The sequence below is a fragment of the Candidatus Krumholzibacteriia bacterium genome (genome assembly GCA_035268685.1).
Taxonomy (GTDB): Bacteria; Krumholzibacteriota; Krumholzibacteriia; order JAJRXK01; family JAJRXK01; genus JAJRXK01.
This window is the reverse complement of record DATFKK010000111.1, coordinates 65,764-81,649: the sequence shown is the minus strand read 5'-3', so window position 1 is coordinate 81,649 and position 15,886 is coordinate 65,764. Positions and strand designations below refer to the sequence as shown.

At 68.8% G+C, this 15,886-nt stretch carries 10 protein-coding genes; 3 read left to right on the top strand and 7 right to left on the bottom strand.

Annotated features, from left to right (window positions below; all coding sequences use genetic code 11):
• The first annotated feature begins 111 nt into the window (after positions 1–111).
• The gene (locus VKA86_10910; protein HKK71718.1) at positions 112–990 is read left to right on the top strand and encodes a metallophosphoesterase; all 879 of its coding nucleotides are present in this window, start codon (positions 112–114) and stop codon (positions 988–990) included.
• On the opposite strand, the gene VKA86_10905 is transcribed toward VKA86_10910, so the two are convergent.
• The 3 genes from VKA86_10905 to VKA86_10895 are packed head-to-tail and all read right to left on the bottom strand — an operon-like array spanning position 987 to position 7,244.
• Positions 987–4,160 carry a PEP/pyruvate-binding domain-containing protein gene (locus VKA86_10905; protein ID HKK71717.1) on the bottom strand — a complete coding sequence of 1,058 codons (3,174 nt, stop codon included), beginning with the start codon at positions 4,158–4,160 and terminating at the stop codon, positions 987–989. The two genes, VKA86_10910 and VKA86_10905, sit on opposite strands and share 4 nt — an antisense overlap.
• Positions 4,153–5,904, bottom strand: coding sequence for a PEP/pyruvate-binding domain-containing protein (locus tag VKA86_10900; GenBank protein ID HKK71716.1), 1,752 nt, complete (start codon positions 5,902–5,904; stop codon positions 4,153–4,155). Before VKA86_10900 ends, VKA86_10905 begins: the two co-directional genes overlap by 8 nt.
• A gap of 41 nt (positions 5,905–5,945) precedes the next feature.
• A complete protein-coding gene (locus VKA86_10895) occupies positions 5,946–7,244 on the bottom strand; it encodes a Glu/Leu/Phe/Val dehydrogenase (GenBank protein HKK71715.1) in 1,299 nt (432 codons plus the stop codon).
• Positions 7,245–7,771: 527 nt separating this feature from the next.
• On the opposite strand from VKA86_10895, the gene VKA86_10890 reads away from it, so the two are divergent.
• Both VKA86_10890 and VKA86_10885 read left to right on the top strand, forming a co-directional pair.
• Positions 7,772–8,131, top strand: a complete 360-nt coding sequence (locus tag VKA86_10890) for a hypothetical protein (GenBank protein HKK71714.1) — start codon at positions 7,772–7,774, stop codon at positions 8,129–8,131.
• A 224-nt stretch (positions 8,132–8,355) separates the two neighbouring features.
• The gene (locus tag VKA86_10885) at positions 8,356–8,589 is read left to right on the top strand and encodes a hypothetical protein (GenBank protein ID HKK71713.1); all 234 of its coding nucleotides are present in this window, start codon (positions 8,356–8,358) and stop codon (positions 8,587–8,589) included.
• A gap of 12 nt (positions 8,590–8,601) precedes the next feature.
• Here the strand turns inward: VKA86_10885 and meaB are convergent, their stop codons facing one another.
• The 4 genes from meaB to VKA86_10865 all read right to left on the bottom strand — a co-directional run bounded on the left by meaB (position 8,602) and on the right by VKA86_10865 (position 15,848).
• Positions 8,602–9,675, bottom strand: a complete 1,074-nt coding sequence (gene meaB / locus VKA86_10880; GenBank protein ID HKK71712.1) for a methylmalonyl Co-A mutase-associated GTPase MeaB — start codon at positions 9,673–9,675, stop codon at positions 8,602–8,604.
• A gap of 2 nt (positions 9,676–9,677) precedes the next feature.
• Positions 9,678–11,888, bottom strand: coding sequence for a methylmalonyl-CoA mutase (gene scpA, locus VKA86_10875; GenBank protein HKK71711.1), 2,211 nt, complete (start codon positions 11,886–11,888; stop codon positions 9,678–9,680).
• On the bottom strand, positions 11,885–13,810 hold the full coding sequence (locus VKA86_10870) for a methylmalonyl-CoA mutase family protein (GenBank protein HKK71710.1): 1,926 nt from the start codon (positions 13,808–13,810) through the stop codon (positions 11,885–11,887). The genes scpA and VKA86_10870 overlap by 4 nt, the downstream gene beginning before the upstream one ends.
• A 157-nt stretch (positions 13,811–13,967) precedes the next feature.
• On the bottom strand, positions 13,968–15,848 hold the full coding sequence (locus VKA86_10865; GenBank protein HKK71709.1) for a Cache 3/Cache 2 fusion domain-containing protein: 1,881 nt from the start codon (positions 15,846–15,848) through the stop codon (positions 13,968–13,970).
• Between the last annotated feature and the right edge of the window lie 38 nt (positions 15,849–15,886).

The window sequence follows — 15,886 nt, the reverse complement described above, 5'->3', positions numbered from 1 at the left end:
GGTCCGACCGCACGATTCCGCGCTTGCGCGTCCCCGCCCGAAGGCGCAGCCTCTCGACCGGCGTCCAGCCCGTCCACGGCCCCGCCCGCACCCCCCGTACGCGGAGCGCCCATGCCGTCCTGTCTCTTCGTCAGCGACCTCCATGGTCAGCCCGGACGCTATCGCGCTCTCTTCGACGTCGTCGCCCGCGAACGTCCCGCTGCGCTGTTCGTCGGAGGCGACCTCTTCCCGCACGAAATGGCGAAACTCCCCGCGATCCCCGGCGGCACCGAGGGATTCCTCGCGGGGTTCCTCGCCGATCGACTGCGCGCGTTGCGAGCGGCACTGGGACCGGACTATCCACGCGTCTTCGTGATCCTGGGCAACGACGACGCCCGCTTCCACGAGGCCGCGGTGCTCCGCTACGCGGCCGAGGGCCTGTGGACCTACGTCCACCGCCGCTGCGTGTCCTTCGAGGACTGGCTGGTGTGCGGCTACGCCACCATTCCCCCCAGTCCGTTCCAACTGAAGGACTGGGAGCGCTACGACGTCTCCCGCTACGTCGATCCCGGCTGTGTGCCGCCCGAAGGCGGACGACGGACCATCGCGGTGCCCGAACGCGAGCTGCAGTGGGCCACCATCGCCGACGAACTCGAACGTCTGGCCGAAGGCCGCGAGTTGTCGCGCGCACTCTGCCTGTTCCACTGCCCACCGCACCGCACGCTCATCGACCGGGCGGATCTCGACGGAAAGACGATCGACCACGCGCCGGTCGACGTGCACATCGGCAGCATCGCCGTCCGCCGGTTCCTCGAACGGCACCGGCCGTGGATGGGCCTGCACGGCCACGTGCACGAGGCTGCACGCCTGACCGGCCACTGGAGCGATCGGGTGGGGGACACACCGATCGTGAGCGCGGCCCACGACGGACCCGAACTCGCCCTCGTCCGTTTCGAACCCGAGGCGCCCGAAGCCGCCACGCGGGAGCTCATCGCCCCGATCGAGGTCTAGACCTCGTCCTTTCCGTCGAGCGGCAGGGGCGCCGCGGCATCGGTGATCGCCCCGATCTTGGACGCGAAACTCGTCTGCTCCTCGATGTCCCCGTCGTCGATGAAGTGCACGTCGAGCAGACTGTCGACGTGGTATCCCGTCCGCAGGTAGTTCAATTCGGCCAGGCACTCGCTCCAGCCATCGAGCCAGCGTTGAAGGTCCGCGCGCTGCGCCTCGTCGCCTCGGAAGTGGATCAGGAGGTCGATGTCGCTCCCCGGCCCGGCCGTGCCGTTCTTGACGCTGCCGAAGAGGTACATGGCGACCACGCCGCTCTCCGCGGGCTGGATCCGCCGCGCGATGCGCTCGGCCATGCGCTGTCGCCAACGCCAGCTCTCGGCCACCGCGCGCGCGGGCGTCGACAGTGGCGAGGGCGGTGGCGCGACGAGGCTCGACCCCGGGTCCTCCGGATCACAGATCATGGCCACCGCCTGGTCGAGTTCGGCGTTCAGGAGCACCCGGAGCACGTGGCCGTCGGTCACCGACGGCACGTCGATCACCTTCAACACCGCCTCGAGGTGCGCGTACTCGGGAGCCAGCTGCACGAGCAGGTTCTCCGACCGCGTGAAGAAGGGCTCGTTGAACACGACGCCGCTCTCGTCGGGATAGAGTGGCAGATAGCGGATCTGGGACTCCACGAGGTCCTGGAAGAAATGGGTCCCGAAGCTGAGATCGGGAACGTAGCCACCCTTGTTGCGGGCGACCTCGATCAACAGGGCCGTGTTGTTGATCTCGGAGTAGGTGATCGGCACGCCCAGCTTGATGTCTCCCCGGCTGCCCCAGCGGCCCGGTCCCACCAATGCGAACTGGCGTTTGGGCAGCAATTCGTTCAGACGACCCACGGCGTGGCCCACTTCGCGCATCTCGCGTTCTCCGGGCAACTCGGCGTACCGCAGAGGATCGACGTACACCATGTGCGTCAGGTCGGGTACGTGACCGTTGTTCACGTAGCGGTTGGCGGTGAACACCACCTGACGCTGGTCGAGGTCCTGGGGAATGGCGTCGGCGCGCTCGTCGGACGACGAGCTCTGCGGGCGGCACTGCAACAGGTAGAGCTGCTCGCCGTCGTGGGCGAACTCGATGTCGACCGGGCTCTCGAGCGCATCCTCGAGAATGTCGAGGATCCGCCGGACGTCCTGCGAGAAGGTCGAGTTCGAGAGCAGACCCTCGAAGTCACACACCAACTCGACGCGTTCGGGATCGGTCAACAGAGGGTGCGCCGGTCGCAGTCGATCGCCGTCGACCGACGAGAACACGAGTTCGAACCCCGGGAGGTCGGTTCCCGCCTCCCGCAGCAACTCTTCGAGTGTGATGGTCACGAAGCGGCCGTCCTCGAGGTCGATGCAGTCGACCCAGCGCGGCGAGTAGCGGATGATCTCGTCGATCGCCACGTTCGCTCGCAGTCCGGGGCGACCGGGTACACTGAGCACCGGGTAGTCGTCAGCGGTGCGGTCGACCGCGCGCGTACCCAATCCGGGCACCACGCGCACGATCCCGTCCTCGCGGCGGATCCGCGGCGACCAGCGGAACTCGTTGCGGCTGAAGGCCACGCCGGCGAAGGCCGGCAGGAACCACCGCCCCACGCGCTTGCCCACCACGGCCTGGATCAGGACGCCCATCTCCTCGTGGAAGTCCAGCAGACCGCGATCGCGGCGGTACTCGATGGGGTCGGGACCGAAGACCGAGGCGTAGACCTCGGCGATCGCGTCGATCAATGCGTTCAACCGCTCACGCTTGGTTCCGAGGTTCGACACGAACAGACTCTTGTACTTGCCCGAGAAGGCGGTCCCCAGACGATCCTCGAGCAGCGAGCTGCTCCGCACGATCAGTGGCGTGCCCTCACCGAGGTCGTCGAGGGCGACCGACAACCCCTTCACGATCTCCGGCGGGAAGGCCGACGACTTGAAGAGCTGGACGATGTTCGGATACTCCTGCCGAACCTCGTCGATCTCCTTGTACTTCTGCTCGATCACGCCCTCGAGATCGTTGTGCTTGATGAAAGCGACCATGCTGTCCGAGGTCAGGAACCACGCGCGCGGCACCTTCACCCGCGGCACGTCGGGATCCTCGGCTCCGCGCCGGTCGAGGATCCAGTTCGCCAGCAGCAGGCCGGCACTCTTGCCGCCGACCGTGCCGTGGCCCTGGTCGGACACCACGAGGTGATCGAAGAGCTCGACGAAGTCGAAGGGATCGACGTAGTCGCGGGCCAGGCGGATGAACTCGGTCTGCGACGAAAGGGTCCGGCGCAGCAGCGATGCACGAAGGCCCGCCACCGTCGAACGCGAGTGCTGCTGGATGTCCGTCGACACGCTGCGGAAGCGACGCAGTGCGTCGGCCACCTCTCCCAGCGACGCCTTGGGGTCGGCCAGCACCTTGTTGAAGGCGGCGACCTTCTCCTCGTACAGCCACTGCTGCACCAACGACATGATCTCGTCGTTGCTCAGGTGGTTCGAAGCCAGGTCGAAGGGCGCATCCGAGAGCAGGAGCTCGCGGTCGGTCGCGACGGTGCGTTCGGGCTGGTTCTCGTTGTCCGATTCCGCGAGTTCGGCGGCGCGGCGGCCGAGCATGTCCGCCGCGGGGGTCACGCCCATGCTCACCAGGTGGTTCAGCATACGCCGCGAGAGCCGAGCGTACTGCTCCCGGTCGGCTTCGCGGAGCAGGCGCAGTCCCCGTGCCCAGTCGAGGACGTCCCCCCCGTTGCCCCCGCCGACGAGCTGGGACTGCTGGAGGTTCGAGTAGAGGATGTGGTGGGCCAGGCGGTCGGCGAGCGACCGGATCAGCCGCACCTCCTCGAAGAGGAAGGGCCCTTCGTCCTCGGGCGGACTGTCCTGCAGGTAGTAGACGGCCAGGCGGCCCAGGATCCGCCCCTGCACTTCGATTTCGGCGTGGATCATCTGCGGGGTGGGCTCGAACTCCTGCGAACGGTAGACCTGGCCCTCGACCTCGAGCAGCGCCGCACAGTTCTCGGGATACTGCCACCCGCCGGGGATCAGGCCGACCACCCGCTGCAGGGATTCCTCGAGGGAGTCGTCGGGCCTGGCGAGCTCTTCCTCGACCCGATACAGGCATTCGAGTTCCTTCGCGCGTTCGCGCAGGTCTTCGAGCAGTCCACGGTAGGCACGGCCTTCATTCATGACTCAGGACGACTCCTCGGCGCCGGCGACCGTCGACCCGCACCCTCAGCGGCGCGGGCGAGCGGACGTGACGGCACCAGCGGGTGCGACGGATCTCGGGCATCGCCCGCAGGCGCTCCCAGTCGATCGGCGGTTGTTGGCTCCGGGGCACGGTCAGCATCATCGCACCGCGTCCCACGAGGTTGTGCAAGAAGTGGGATCCCTGACTGGGATCGGCCGAGAGTTCCTGCAGGGACGCCTCGACGAGGACCCTGACACCACTGATCTGGCCCCAGACGACCGGGATTCCCAACCAGGGGTCGGAACTTCCCCACCGACCGAAGCCCAGCAGCACGTAAGGGCGGCCCTCGCGCACCAGGTCGTCGTTGATCGTGGCGAGCTCGGCGGCGACGTCGCGGGTGTACGAGCGGTCGAAGCCCTCGGGTTCCACGAACACCACGTCGTGGAGTTCCTCGTCGCCGTCGCCGAGGACCGAGGTCGACGCCACGACCGCCCGCGGATCGTGCAGCTCGGCCTCGTCGACCTCGACCGTGTCGGCCTGCACCGCCATGGGACGCAACTGCAGCACGCTCAGGTGCGCCGGGTCGCGCGGACCATCCCCGAAGGTCGCGGCGAACTCCAGTTCGATCTCGGCCCCGCTCGCGTCGCGGGCAGCCTCGATCAGCGCGGTCACGAGATCGTTGAAGGGCAGGTCGCCGTACTGCAGCAGCGGTGCGTAGTCCAGGACCCGCGGTGTGCCCCGCGGTCCGATCCGACCCGGACGCAAGCGGTCGTTCGCACGATCCCAGCTCGACACGAAGCGGTCGATCCGTCCGTCGTCCTCGGCGCGGGCGAGGTCGAGCTCGACCAGGTATTCGGTCTCGCGGGTGGGATCGTGCGCCGGCGGCGGACCCATGTTGACCGCCCAGAACGTGGTCTGCGTATTACGCGCGCGGTCGGCGACGTCGGCCCAGGGCGGCTGCACGCGCGGCCGGCGCGGGCAGTAGGTCCAGCTGAGCCCTCCGTCGACGATCTGCCGCCCCAGACCCAGGGCCAGGCTCACGACCCCGTCCTCGGGCTCGCAACCGGGCAACGGGTAGGGATTCCAGGACCGCGCCACGCCGGAGAGGTCGGGGTAGTAGCGATCGCCGTGGCGACGTCCCACCACCTCCTGAAGCACCACCGCCATGGACTCGTCGCCCACCTCGTGGCCGAGCGAGGCGTGGTACGAGCGCGCCGCCGCCGACCACGTGGTGCCGTACACGTACTTGATCGCCTCGAGCAGCCGCCGGAATCGCGTGGACGAATCGATCTGGTCGTTGGGCAGCATCTTGGTGCCGTACACGCCCGCGAAGGGGTGCGCCAGGGCGTCCTCGAGCCGGCTGCTCGAGCGCACGGCCAACGGGCGTCGCTGCCCGCGGATCAGCGCGTGCAGATCGCCGACCACCGTCGGCGGCAGGTTCGCGCGCTGGAAGACGTGGGCGATCCAGGCGTCGGAACGCCCCGAGAGCCGCTCGATGTCCAGATCGTTGCGCCCGACGAAGGCCTCGAACACCTGCGTGCCGAGCACCGACATGGGAGGGACGTCGATCGACAGACCGTCGAAGCGGCTCGTGTCGATGCGGCCGACGACCTCGTCGCGCAGGAAGACGAGACCGGCGGCCTTGCCGCCGATCTCGCCCGCACCGATGCGGTGGATTCCCGGCCCCACTCCTCCGGAGCGGCGCCGGAAGTCGTCCACGGGTCGTTCCGCGGATCCTCCCATGACCCCCTCCGGGGAACCGGGGCCGGAGTGTGGACCGCGACTCAGAGCCAGCCGCGGTCGTGGCAGGCCTGCGCCACCCGGCTCACGGCCAGGACCTGTGCGGCGTCGCGCATCTCGAGGTGCTTCTTCTCGGCGAAGTTGCTGACGTCGAGATAGGCCGCGGTCATGATCGTGTCGAGCTTGCCCAGGACCTCGTCCATGTCCCAGTAGTAGTTCATGTTGCTCTGGACCTGCTCGAAGTAACTGCAGCTGACCCCGCCGGCGTTGGCCAGGAAGTCGGGAATGACAAAGGTGCCGCGCTTGCGCAGGGCCGCGTCGGCCTCCGGCGTGGTCGGTCCGTTCGCACCCTCGGCCACGATCTTCACGCGGTCGCTCACCAGACCCACGTTGTCCTCGTTGATCTGGTTCTCGAGCGCGCAGGGGATGAGGATGTCGACCTCCTGCTCGATCCACTGCTCACCGGGGAGGAGCTCGTAGCCCAGGTCCTGGGCCTTCTCCTTGTCGATCCCGCCGAAGCGATCGGTCACCCCGCGCAGCTGCTCGAGATCGACCCCGCCCGGACGGCGGAAGCAGTAGGAGCGACGGTCCTTCTGATCCCACGACGACACGCAGGTCACCGAACCGCCGAGCTGGTCGAAGAGTTCGATCGCGTACTGGGCGACGTTGCCGAAGCCCTGCACGCTGGCGATGCAGTTCTGCGGGTCGAGGTCCTTCTCGCGCAGGGCCTCGCGGAGCGTGTAGATCACGCCGTAGCCGGTGGCCTGCGTTCGCCCGAGCGAACCGCCCATGCCCACGGGCTTGCCGGTGATCATGCCCGGCATGTGCTGGCCGGCGATGTGCTCGTACTCGTCGAGCATCCACAGCATGTGCTGCGAGTTGGTCATCACGTCGGGAGCGGGGACGTCGGAGATCGGGCCGATGTCGCGCGCGACCTGGCGCACCCAGCCGCGGCAGATCTGCTCCTGCTCGCGCATGCTCAGCTCGTGCGGATCGCAGATCACGCCGCCCTTGCTGCCGCCCAGCGGGATGTCGACCACCGCGGTCTTCCACGTCATCCACATGGCCAGGGCCCGCACGGTGTCGATGGTCTCCTGCGGGTGGAAGCGGATCCCTCCCTTGCCCGGTCCGCGCGCATCGTTGTGCTGCACGCGGAAGCCGCGGAAGACCCGCGTCGATCCGTCGTCCAGGCGCACCGGGATGTTGAAGTGGAACTCGCGCATGGGATTGCGCAAGAGCTGACGCATTCCGTCGTCGAGTCCGATCTGTTCGGCGATGTTGTCGAACTGGGACTGGGCGACCTCGAAGGGGTTGTACGCACGCTCGCGAGCCACGGTCTCCATGGCGCTCTCCTCGGTGTTTCTGTGGAGTGAGGTGCGCGGCCGGCCGACAGGGAGCGCTGCGGTCGGAACGCACTCCGATCGGCAAGGTGCGATACGCGGCCGCAAAAGACAGGGTGGAAACTTGATCCTCACATGTTCGCAACCCGGAGACGCCCGCTTCGCCGCCGGCGAGTCGACCTCTCCCCGCTTCGGCGCCGACCGGCGGCAGGAGACCGCCGAAGGTGGCCAGCACCCCTTCGCCACCGAGGTCTCCTGCTCCGATGCTCGCGTTGCGGCGTGAAAGTCGTGGGCGCGATCCAAGGCATCGAGTCGGGCCGGGTGAACTGGCTCGGCGAACACCGGGACACCGGTGCCCTCGTGGCCGCCCGTGAGCACTGCGGCCATCACGGTCACGACCACTGATCGGACGCGACGCCGGACTTCTCGACCGCAGCGGCCCACGGCGGAGGCGTGCTCTTGACCCGGGGCGAGCGATTCCGCTCCGTACATGGGCTCCCGATCGTTCCCCCCACGCTGGACGAACCGCCGTGCTCCGTAATCGACTCTCGATGGCCCTGTTCCTTCCCGGCCTGCTGTCGATCGCCTCCTGCGAAAAGGAGACGCAGCAACTCGAGCCACCGGTCTGCACGAACCGGAACACCCCGGTGATCTCGGTCGAGGGTGACGACGAGCACGACCATCGCCGGCAGGGCTTCGTCTGTGAGGAGGACCGCGGGGACGGGATCCTGGTACCCCTCGATGCCTCGGCGTCGACGAGCCCGCACTCCCACGAGTACCTGCTGACGGAGGATCAGGTGCGCGACGCCCTCGACGGCAGGTTCGTCCGCGTGTTCACGCCGCGGAACCGGGGCCACAACCACATGGTGATCTACAACGGCGAGCGGTGAGACCCCTTCGGTCCTGCCCCTACCGCGCGTCCCGGACGTCCGGATGCGGTGCAAGGAGGGCGGAGAGCCGTGAACACTTTGACAATGTGATCTTTTACACAGATTGATGTCGGCGCTCTATTCGCAGACCCCCGAATCGTGCATAGGCTCACAGTGCTCGACGGCCATGAGCCTCGGCGGCCCTCGCCCGGACCGCTGTCCGAAGACGAAGAAGGGGCACGGAGATGAAGGTCGACACCTACGAAGTCGCGCTCGCCCGCGACGTGCTGTACGGCGCACTCAATCGCTGTCCGCTCGAGAGCTGCGACTGTGAGCTCGGCGACTGCGAGCTGTGCGAGCTGCGCAAGCTGTCGCTGAACGCCCGCCACCGTTGGCTGGTGGAACTCGACGACACGGAGTGCCTGGAGCTGGCGCGGAAACATCGCGAGTGCATCCATCACCAGCTGCACGCGAACTGACGCAGCTGTCGATCAGGAGTCGCCGAGCAGGCGACCGATCACGCGGACGGCGGCTTCCACCGCGGGCAGCCGCCCGTCGCGAACGGCGATCTCCATTTCGTCGGCCAGATCCCGGGTCGCAGGATCGTGACGCAGACGCCGGCTGACCTGCTCGTCGACCAGCGACCACATCCAGCGCACCGCCTGCTCGCTCCGACGTTCGTCGATCACCCCGCTGTCGCGGCGCGCGTGGTGGAGCCGCCGGATCGACGCCCACACCTCGGCCACGCGAACGTCCTGCAGGGCCGAGCACGTCAGCACGGGCACCTCGTCGCCGCCCCGGAAGATGTGCAGCGCGCCCTCGATCTGACGCGCCGCCCGCGCCGCCCGGGTCTCGTCGGGGCCGTCGGCCTTGTTCACCGCGATCACGTCGACGAGTTCGAGCAGGCCACGCTTGATCCCCTGCAGTTCGTCACCTGCCCCGGCCAACAGGAGCGCACAGAAGACGTCGGTCATCTCGGCGACCTGGGTCTCGCTCTGGCCCACTCCGACCGTCTCGACCACGATCACGTCGTAGCCGGCGGCCTCGCACACGAGCATCGACTCGCGGGTCTTGCGCGCGACCCCACCCAGCGTGCCGCCGCTCGGCGACGGACGCACGAAGGCGTTCGGATCGGTGCCGAGCTTCGACATCCGGGTCTTGTCGCCGAGGATGCTGCCGCCGCTCACCCCGCTCGACGGGTCGACCGCGAGCACGGCCACCCGGTGGCCTTCGCGCGTGAGCCGCGTGCCGAGGGTCTCGATGAAGGTGCTCTTGCCGGCACCGGGCACCCCGGTCAGGCCGACCCGGATCGCCGCCCCGGTGTCGGGGAGCAGTTCGCGCAGCATCTGCTGGGCGAGATCCTGGTGCTCGGGACGGTTGCTCTCGATCAGCGTGAGCGCGCGGCCGAGGACGGCGCGGTCGCCCGCGCGGATCCCGTCGACGTAGTCACGCAACGTGAGTTCGCGCCGGCGCGGGCCTCCGCTGCGGTTGCGCGGACCCTGCTCGCCAGCCGGGTCCGTCGACAGCGCCGAGCGCGGCGGTTTCTTCGGCGGCTCGTCGTTCAAGCTCAACTCTCCGCCGAGGGATAGCCCAGACGACGCCGCAGTTCCTCGATCACCTCGACGGCCGCGTCGCCGATCACGGTCCCCGGCCCGAACACAGCGCTCGCGCCGGCATCGAGAAGGGCCTGGTAGTCCTGCGGCGGCACGACACCACCCACCACGATCACGATGTCCTCGCGGCCGAGAGCGGCCAGGGCCTCGCGCAGCTTCGGCACCAGGGTGAGATGACCGGCGGCGAGCGAACTCACGGCCACCACGTGCACGTCGTTCTCCACGGCCTGCCGCGCGCTCTCCTCCGGGGTCTGGAAGAGCGGACCGATGTCGACGTCGAAGCCGAAGTCGGCGAAGGCGGTCGCCACCACCTTCTGGCCGCGGTCGTGGCCGTCCTGGCCCATCTTGGCGATCAGGATCCGCGGACGACGCCCTTCGTGCTCGGCGAAGTCGTTCACGGCCGCGCGCACGCGCTCCAGATCGTCGGCGTGGTCCTCTCCCTGGTCCATCTCGCCGCTGTACACCCCCTGGATGGAGCGGATCTCGGCCTGGTGGCGGCCGAAGACCTTCTCCATGGCCTCGCTGATCTCGCCGACGGTGGCTTTGTCGCGCGCCGCGTCGACGGCCAGGTCGAGCAGATTTCCCTCTCCACTCTCGGCGCAGTTCGTCAGCGCGTCGAGCTTCGAACGCACCGCGTCGTCGTCGCGGTCGCGGCGCAGCTCCTGCAGACGGGCGACCTGCTGCTCGCGCACGGCCGAGTTGTCGACCTTCAGGACCTCGACGGCGTCCTCCGCGTCGAGGCGGTGCTTGTTGATGCCCACCACCGTCTGCACCCCGCTGTCGATGCGGGCCTGCGTGCGCGCGGCGGCCTCCTCGATCCGCAGCTTGGGCAGCCCCTGCTCGATCGCCCGCGCCATGCCGCCGGCCTCCTCGACCTCCTCCAGGTGCTCGGTGGCCCGGGCCGCGAGATCGCGGGTCAGGTTCTCGACGTAGGTGCTGCCGCCCCAGGGATCGACGGTCGCACAGGTGTCGGTCTCCTGCTGCAGGAACAGCTGCGTGTTGCGCGCGATCCGCGCCGAGAAATCGGTCGGCAGGGCGAGCGCCTCGTCGAAGCTGTTGGTGTGCAGCGACTGGGTGTGTCCCTGCGTGGCGGCCATGGCCTCGATGCAGGTGCGCACCACGTTGTTGTAGACGTCCTGGGCGGTCAGGCTCCAACCGCTGGTCTGGCTGTGCGTACGCAGGCTCATGGACTTCGGGTTCTTCGGGTCGAAGTCCTTCACCAGCCGCGCCCACAGCATGCGGGCCGCGCGCATCTTGGCGACTTCCATGAAGAAGTTCATGCCGACGGCCCAGAAGAAGCTCAGCCGTGGGGCGAAGGCATCGACGCCGAGGCCGGCATCCACGCCGGTGCGGAGGTACTCGAGCCCGTCGGCCAGGGTGTAGGCCAGCTCGAGGTCGGCCGTCGCACCGGCTTCCTGCATGTGGTAGCCGCTGATCGAGATCGAATTGAAGCGCGGCATGCGCTCGGCCGTGTAGCGGAAGATGTCTGCGATGATCCGCATGCTCGGAAGCGGCGGGTAGATGTAGGTGTTGCGGACCATGAACTCCTTCAGGATGTCGTTCTGGATGGTCCCGGCCAGCTGCTCGGGCTTCACGCCCTGTTCCTCGGCCGCCACGATGTACAGCGCCATGATCGGCAGCACGGCGCCGTTCATGGTCATCGACACGCTCATCTCGTCGAGCGGGATCCCTTCGAACAGGCGCCGCATGTCGAGGATCGAATCGATGGCCACGCCGGCCATGCCGACGTCACCTTCGACCCGGGGGTGATCGCTGTCGTAGCCGCGATGGGTGGCCAGATCGAAGGCGATCGACAGGCCCTTCTGACCGGCCGCGAGATTGCGGCGGTAGAAGGCGTTGCTCTCCTCGGCCGTACTGAAGCCCGCGTACTGACGAACGGTCCACGGCCGCTGCACGTACATGGTCGTGTAGGGGCCACGCAGGAAGGGCGGGACGCCGGGCACGGTGTCGAGGTGATCGAGCTCGTCGAGGTCGTCGAAGGTGTAGAGCGGTGACACCTCGATGCGCTCGGGCGTGTTCCAGGTCAGCTCGTCGAGGGGCGTTCCGTGGGCGGCTTCCACGCGGTTGCGCCACAGCGCGCGGTCGAGGGGCGCGTCGCCGGGCACGTGGAGGGGGAGATCGCTGAAGTTCGGCACGCGGCTCATCGCTCGGTCTCCTCCCGGGTGGATTCGATCAGGTGGCCCAGCGCTTCGCGCAGGACCTCGATCACGTCGACACCCATGTGGACGAAGCGGTCGACCCCCGCGCTCCTCCACGCGTCTTCGTGGTCTCCGGGACGGCCGGCGAGCCAGACCAGGGGAACGCCCTCGCGGCGCAGGGCCCGCGCCACGTCGGCGGCCTGTTCGGCGTAGCGTGCGTCGGTCCCGCAGATCACCGCGAAGTCGAGCCCGGACTCGGCGAAGGCCTTCGCGGCCGCGTCGGCGTCCTCGAGGTCTCCGGCATCGCGGCTGGCGATGCCCCCGGCCGCGAGGACGTTGCGGATCCAGTTCGCGCGCAGGTTGTGCTCGGCCAGCGGACCGAGCGTCACGAGGAAGGCGCGGGGTTCGCGGCCTTCGGCGTTGGCGGCGTCGCTGGCGTCGCGTAGCTCCTCGAAGTCGTCACCCAGCCGACGCACCGGCCACGGCTGCAGGCGCTCGGACTCGGCCTGCACGCCTTCGCCCGGATCCGGGAAGGGTTCGACGTCGGGACGACGCTCGTCGAGCTGTGCGAACTCGCTCACACCGGTCAGGGCTTCACGCCGCGTGGCGATCTTCGCGCGCTTGCGCTCCCACGCCGCGTCGACGCGCTCGCGCAACCATCCGCTGCGCAGGGCCTCGATCACCCCGCCTTCGCGCTCGATCTCCTGGAACTCGTCCCAGGCCTTCAGCGCGAGTTCCGCGGTGAGATTCTCGAGGAACCACGAGCCGCCGGCCGGATCGACCACGCGGTGCAGATGCGATTCCTCGCCCAGGATGATCGGCGTGTTCCGCGCGATGCGGCGCCCCATGGGCGCCGACTGTCCGAGGGCGCGATCGAAGGAGGCGCAACTCACCGCGTCGGCCCCGCCGATCATTCCGGCGAAGGTGGTGGCCGTCCCGCGCAGGACGTTCACCCAGGGGTCGCGGCGCGACACGACACGTTCGGAGGTGAGCACGTGCACGTGCATGGAACGTCCCGAGGAGCCGCTGGCCTCGGCGATCCGGTTCCACGTGATGCGCAGGGCACGCAGCGCCGCGATCTGTTCGAAGAAATGCGTGTCGGCGCGCCAGGCGAAGGCGATGCGGCCGGTGCCGTGGTCGGGATCGACACCCGCGGCATCGAGTGCCCGCAGGTACGCGGCACCGGTGGCCAGCGCCACGGCGAGGGTCTGCGCGGTGGTCGCGCCCGCGTGGTGCACGAAATCGGGATCGACCGAGAACACACGGAGGTTCGGCATGGCCTCGACGTCGTGGGTCAGGGCCGCGCCCCGGCTCAGGACCGCTTCGACCGATGCCGGGACCTCTCCCTCGCGGGCAAGGGTCCCGATCGGATCGATCCCCAGGCCGCCGCGTACGGCCGCCGGGTGCAATCCGCGCTCCTCGAGCAATTCGACCCAGGCCTGGGCGAACTCGATGCCCGCACCTCCGGCGTCGAGATGGACCGGCGCGGCGATCGGATCGACGCCGTCCAACAGACCCTTCAGCTGCGCCGCCGAGGCCAGCCGCACACCGGGGGTCCATCCGTGCGCCGTCCGGGTGGCGATCCGCAGCAGCACCGAGGTGGCTCCGCGATGGAGGTCCTCGCGCAACTGCTCCTTCGCTCGCTCGGGATCGGCGTTCTCGACCACGCTGCGGACGTCGGGGCCCTCCAGGCTGCGTCCGAGCGGCCGGGTCCCGCGCCGGAAGGGTGGCGCACCGGGCAGACCGATCATCGTGGGCGCGACCTGTTCGTCGCGCGTGTACAGCGGGCGGATCTCGAGACCGTCGTCGGTGTGGCCGGTGAGCTTCTCGAGGGGTCTGCCCTTCAGGTCGGCCGTGGCCTTCTCGCGCCAGAGCCCGATGTCGGCAGGTTCGAATTCGTCGGTGAGCGGTCGGCTGGGATCGAACATGGGTCCTCGCGCTGGGGAGAGGCGGGCGCGACCGCGGCCCGACTCCGACGGGCCGCGGTCGGTTCTCGCGCGGACGGGTGCAGGATAGGAGGTGCCCCGCCCGCAGACCAGCGCTGCGTCGCTACGCAGATGTGAGGACGTCCGTTCGCAGTCCGGATCAGTACTTGAACTGCGTCATCAGCCGCTGCAGTTCCTTCGTCACTCCGGCCAGCTGCTCGCCGAGCTGCGCGGCCTGACGGATGTGCCCGCCACTGTCGTCGGCCAGTCGTGCCACGCACTGGATGCTCTCGGAGATGTTGCGGCTTCCCTGAGCCGTCTCGTGCACGCTCTTGCCGATCTCCTGGGTCGTGGCGGCCTGCTCCTCGATGGCACCGGCGATCGACTGCGAGACCTGATCGATCTCCTCGATCACCGCCGTGTAGCCGTCGAGGGCGCCCACGGCGGCCTCGGTGTCGGACTGCATCGATCCGACCTTGGTCCGGATGTCCTCGGTGGCGCGGGCCGTCTGCTCGGCGAGTTCCTTGACCTCGTTCGCCACCACGGCGAAGCCGCGTCCGGCCTCCCCGGCGCGTGCGGCCTCGATGGTCGCGTTCAGGGCCAGCAGATTCGTCTGCTCGGCGATCTCCTCGATCAGACCGAGCACGCTGCCGATCTGGCCGCTGCTGTCGCTCAGCCGGCTCATGATGGCGGTGGCGTTGCGCACCGAGTCGACGGCACCGCTCGATGCGTCGGCCGCCCGCGTGGCGTTCTCGGCGATCTCGCGGATCGTGGCCTGCATCTCCTCGGCGGCCGAGGCCACGTTGTCGGTGCTCGCCGACACCTGCTCGGCCGCGCCGGCCACGGTTCCGGCTTCGTTCGTGGTCGAATCGACCGACTGCACCATGGAGTCGCTCACCGCACCCAGGCGTTCGCCGGTGCTCGACAGCGAGTCCGCCGAGTTCGCGATCACCCGGATCGACTCGCGGATCTTGTCGAGGAAGCGATTCAGCGCGCGCGCGACACGCCCCAGCTCGTCGTCGCGGTCGTAGTCGATCCGCTGCGTGAGGTCGCCGTCACCGTCGGCGACGCCCTCGACCGCGGCCGCGACCGCGTCGAGAGGGCGCAGGAAGGCCCGCGCACCGAAGAAGCCCAGCAGACCGATCGCGACGAAGACGACGAGTGTCGGTCCCAGCACCTGGGCGGTCGACGCCGTCGTGCGTGCTGCGATGTCGGACGAGGGCACGGCGGCCACGACATCGTAGCCCCAGGCATCGAAGGTCCGCGCGAAGAGGTGCCAACCGTCAGCGCTCTCACGCGTCACGATCGCGCCCACGTCATCGGGTGCGGAGTCGGACGCGAACACGACCTCGCCGTCGGCGTCGACGAGCGACACGAATCCGTGGTCGAGCAGCTTCATGGCGGCGATCGCCGTGCCCAGCTCCTGCATCTCCACGACGGGGTAGCCCACGTAGTAGATCCCGACGACGGCACCGCTCGCATCGACGATCGGATCGTAGCCCGTGACGAAGGGACGACCCAGGATCCCGACCAGGCCACGGTACGACTCGCCCGCCATGATCCGTGGATGGGCCTTGCCCTCGGGGTTCAGCTTCGTGCCGATGGCCCGCGATCCGTCGTCCTTCTGCACGTTCGTGCTCACACGGACGAAATCGTCGCCGGTGCGGGCGAAGAGCGTGGCGGTGCCGCCCACGAGGTCGGTGGTGGCATCGACGAGCGAGAACTCCTCGTTCACGACCGCGTCGCCGAAGTAGAGGCCATCGGCCGGAACACCGGCAACGGGGATCATCCCGTCGCGGCGGGGTTCGCCGAGCTCGTGCGCCCGGTGTCGCAGCAGGCGCATCCCGCTCTCGACCTGCTCCAGGTACATGTGATCGGCGAGCTCGAGCTGACGCACGATGCCCTCGACCGTACCCACCATCTCTCGATCGAGTGCCTCGTCCACCTGCCCCCGGAGTCCGAGGAAGGAGACGACGGTGGTGACCACCAGGACGGCGGCGGCGGCGAGGAGACCGCGGTTGACCTTCTGCTGGATCGTCATGGGGGGGTCCTTCGGAGTTGCGGCGAATGGGGACGGCC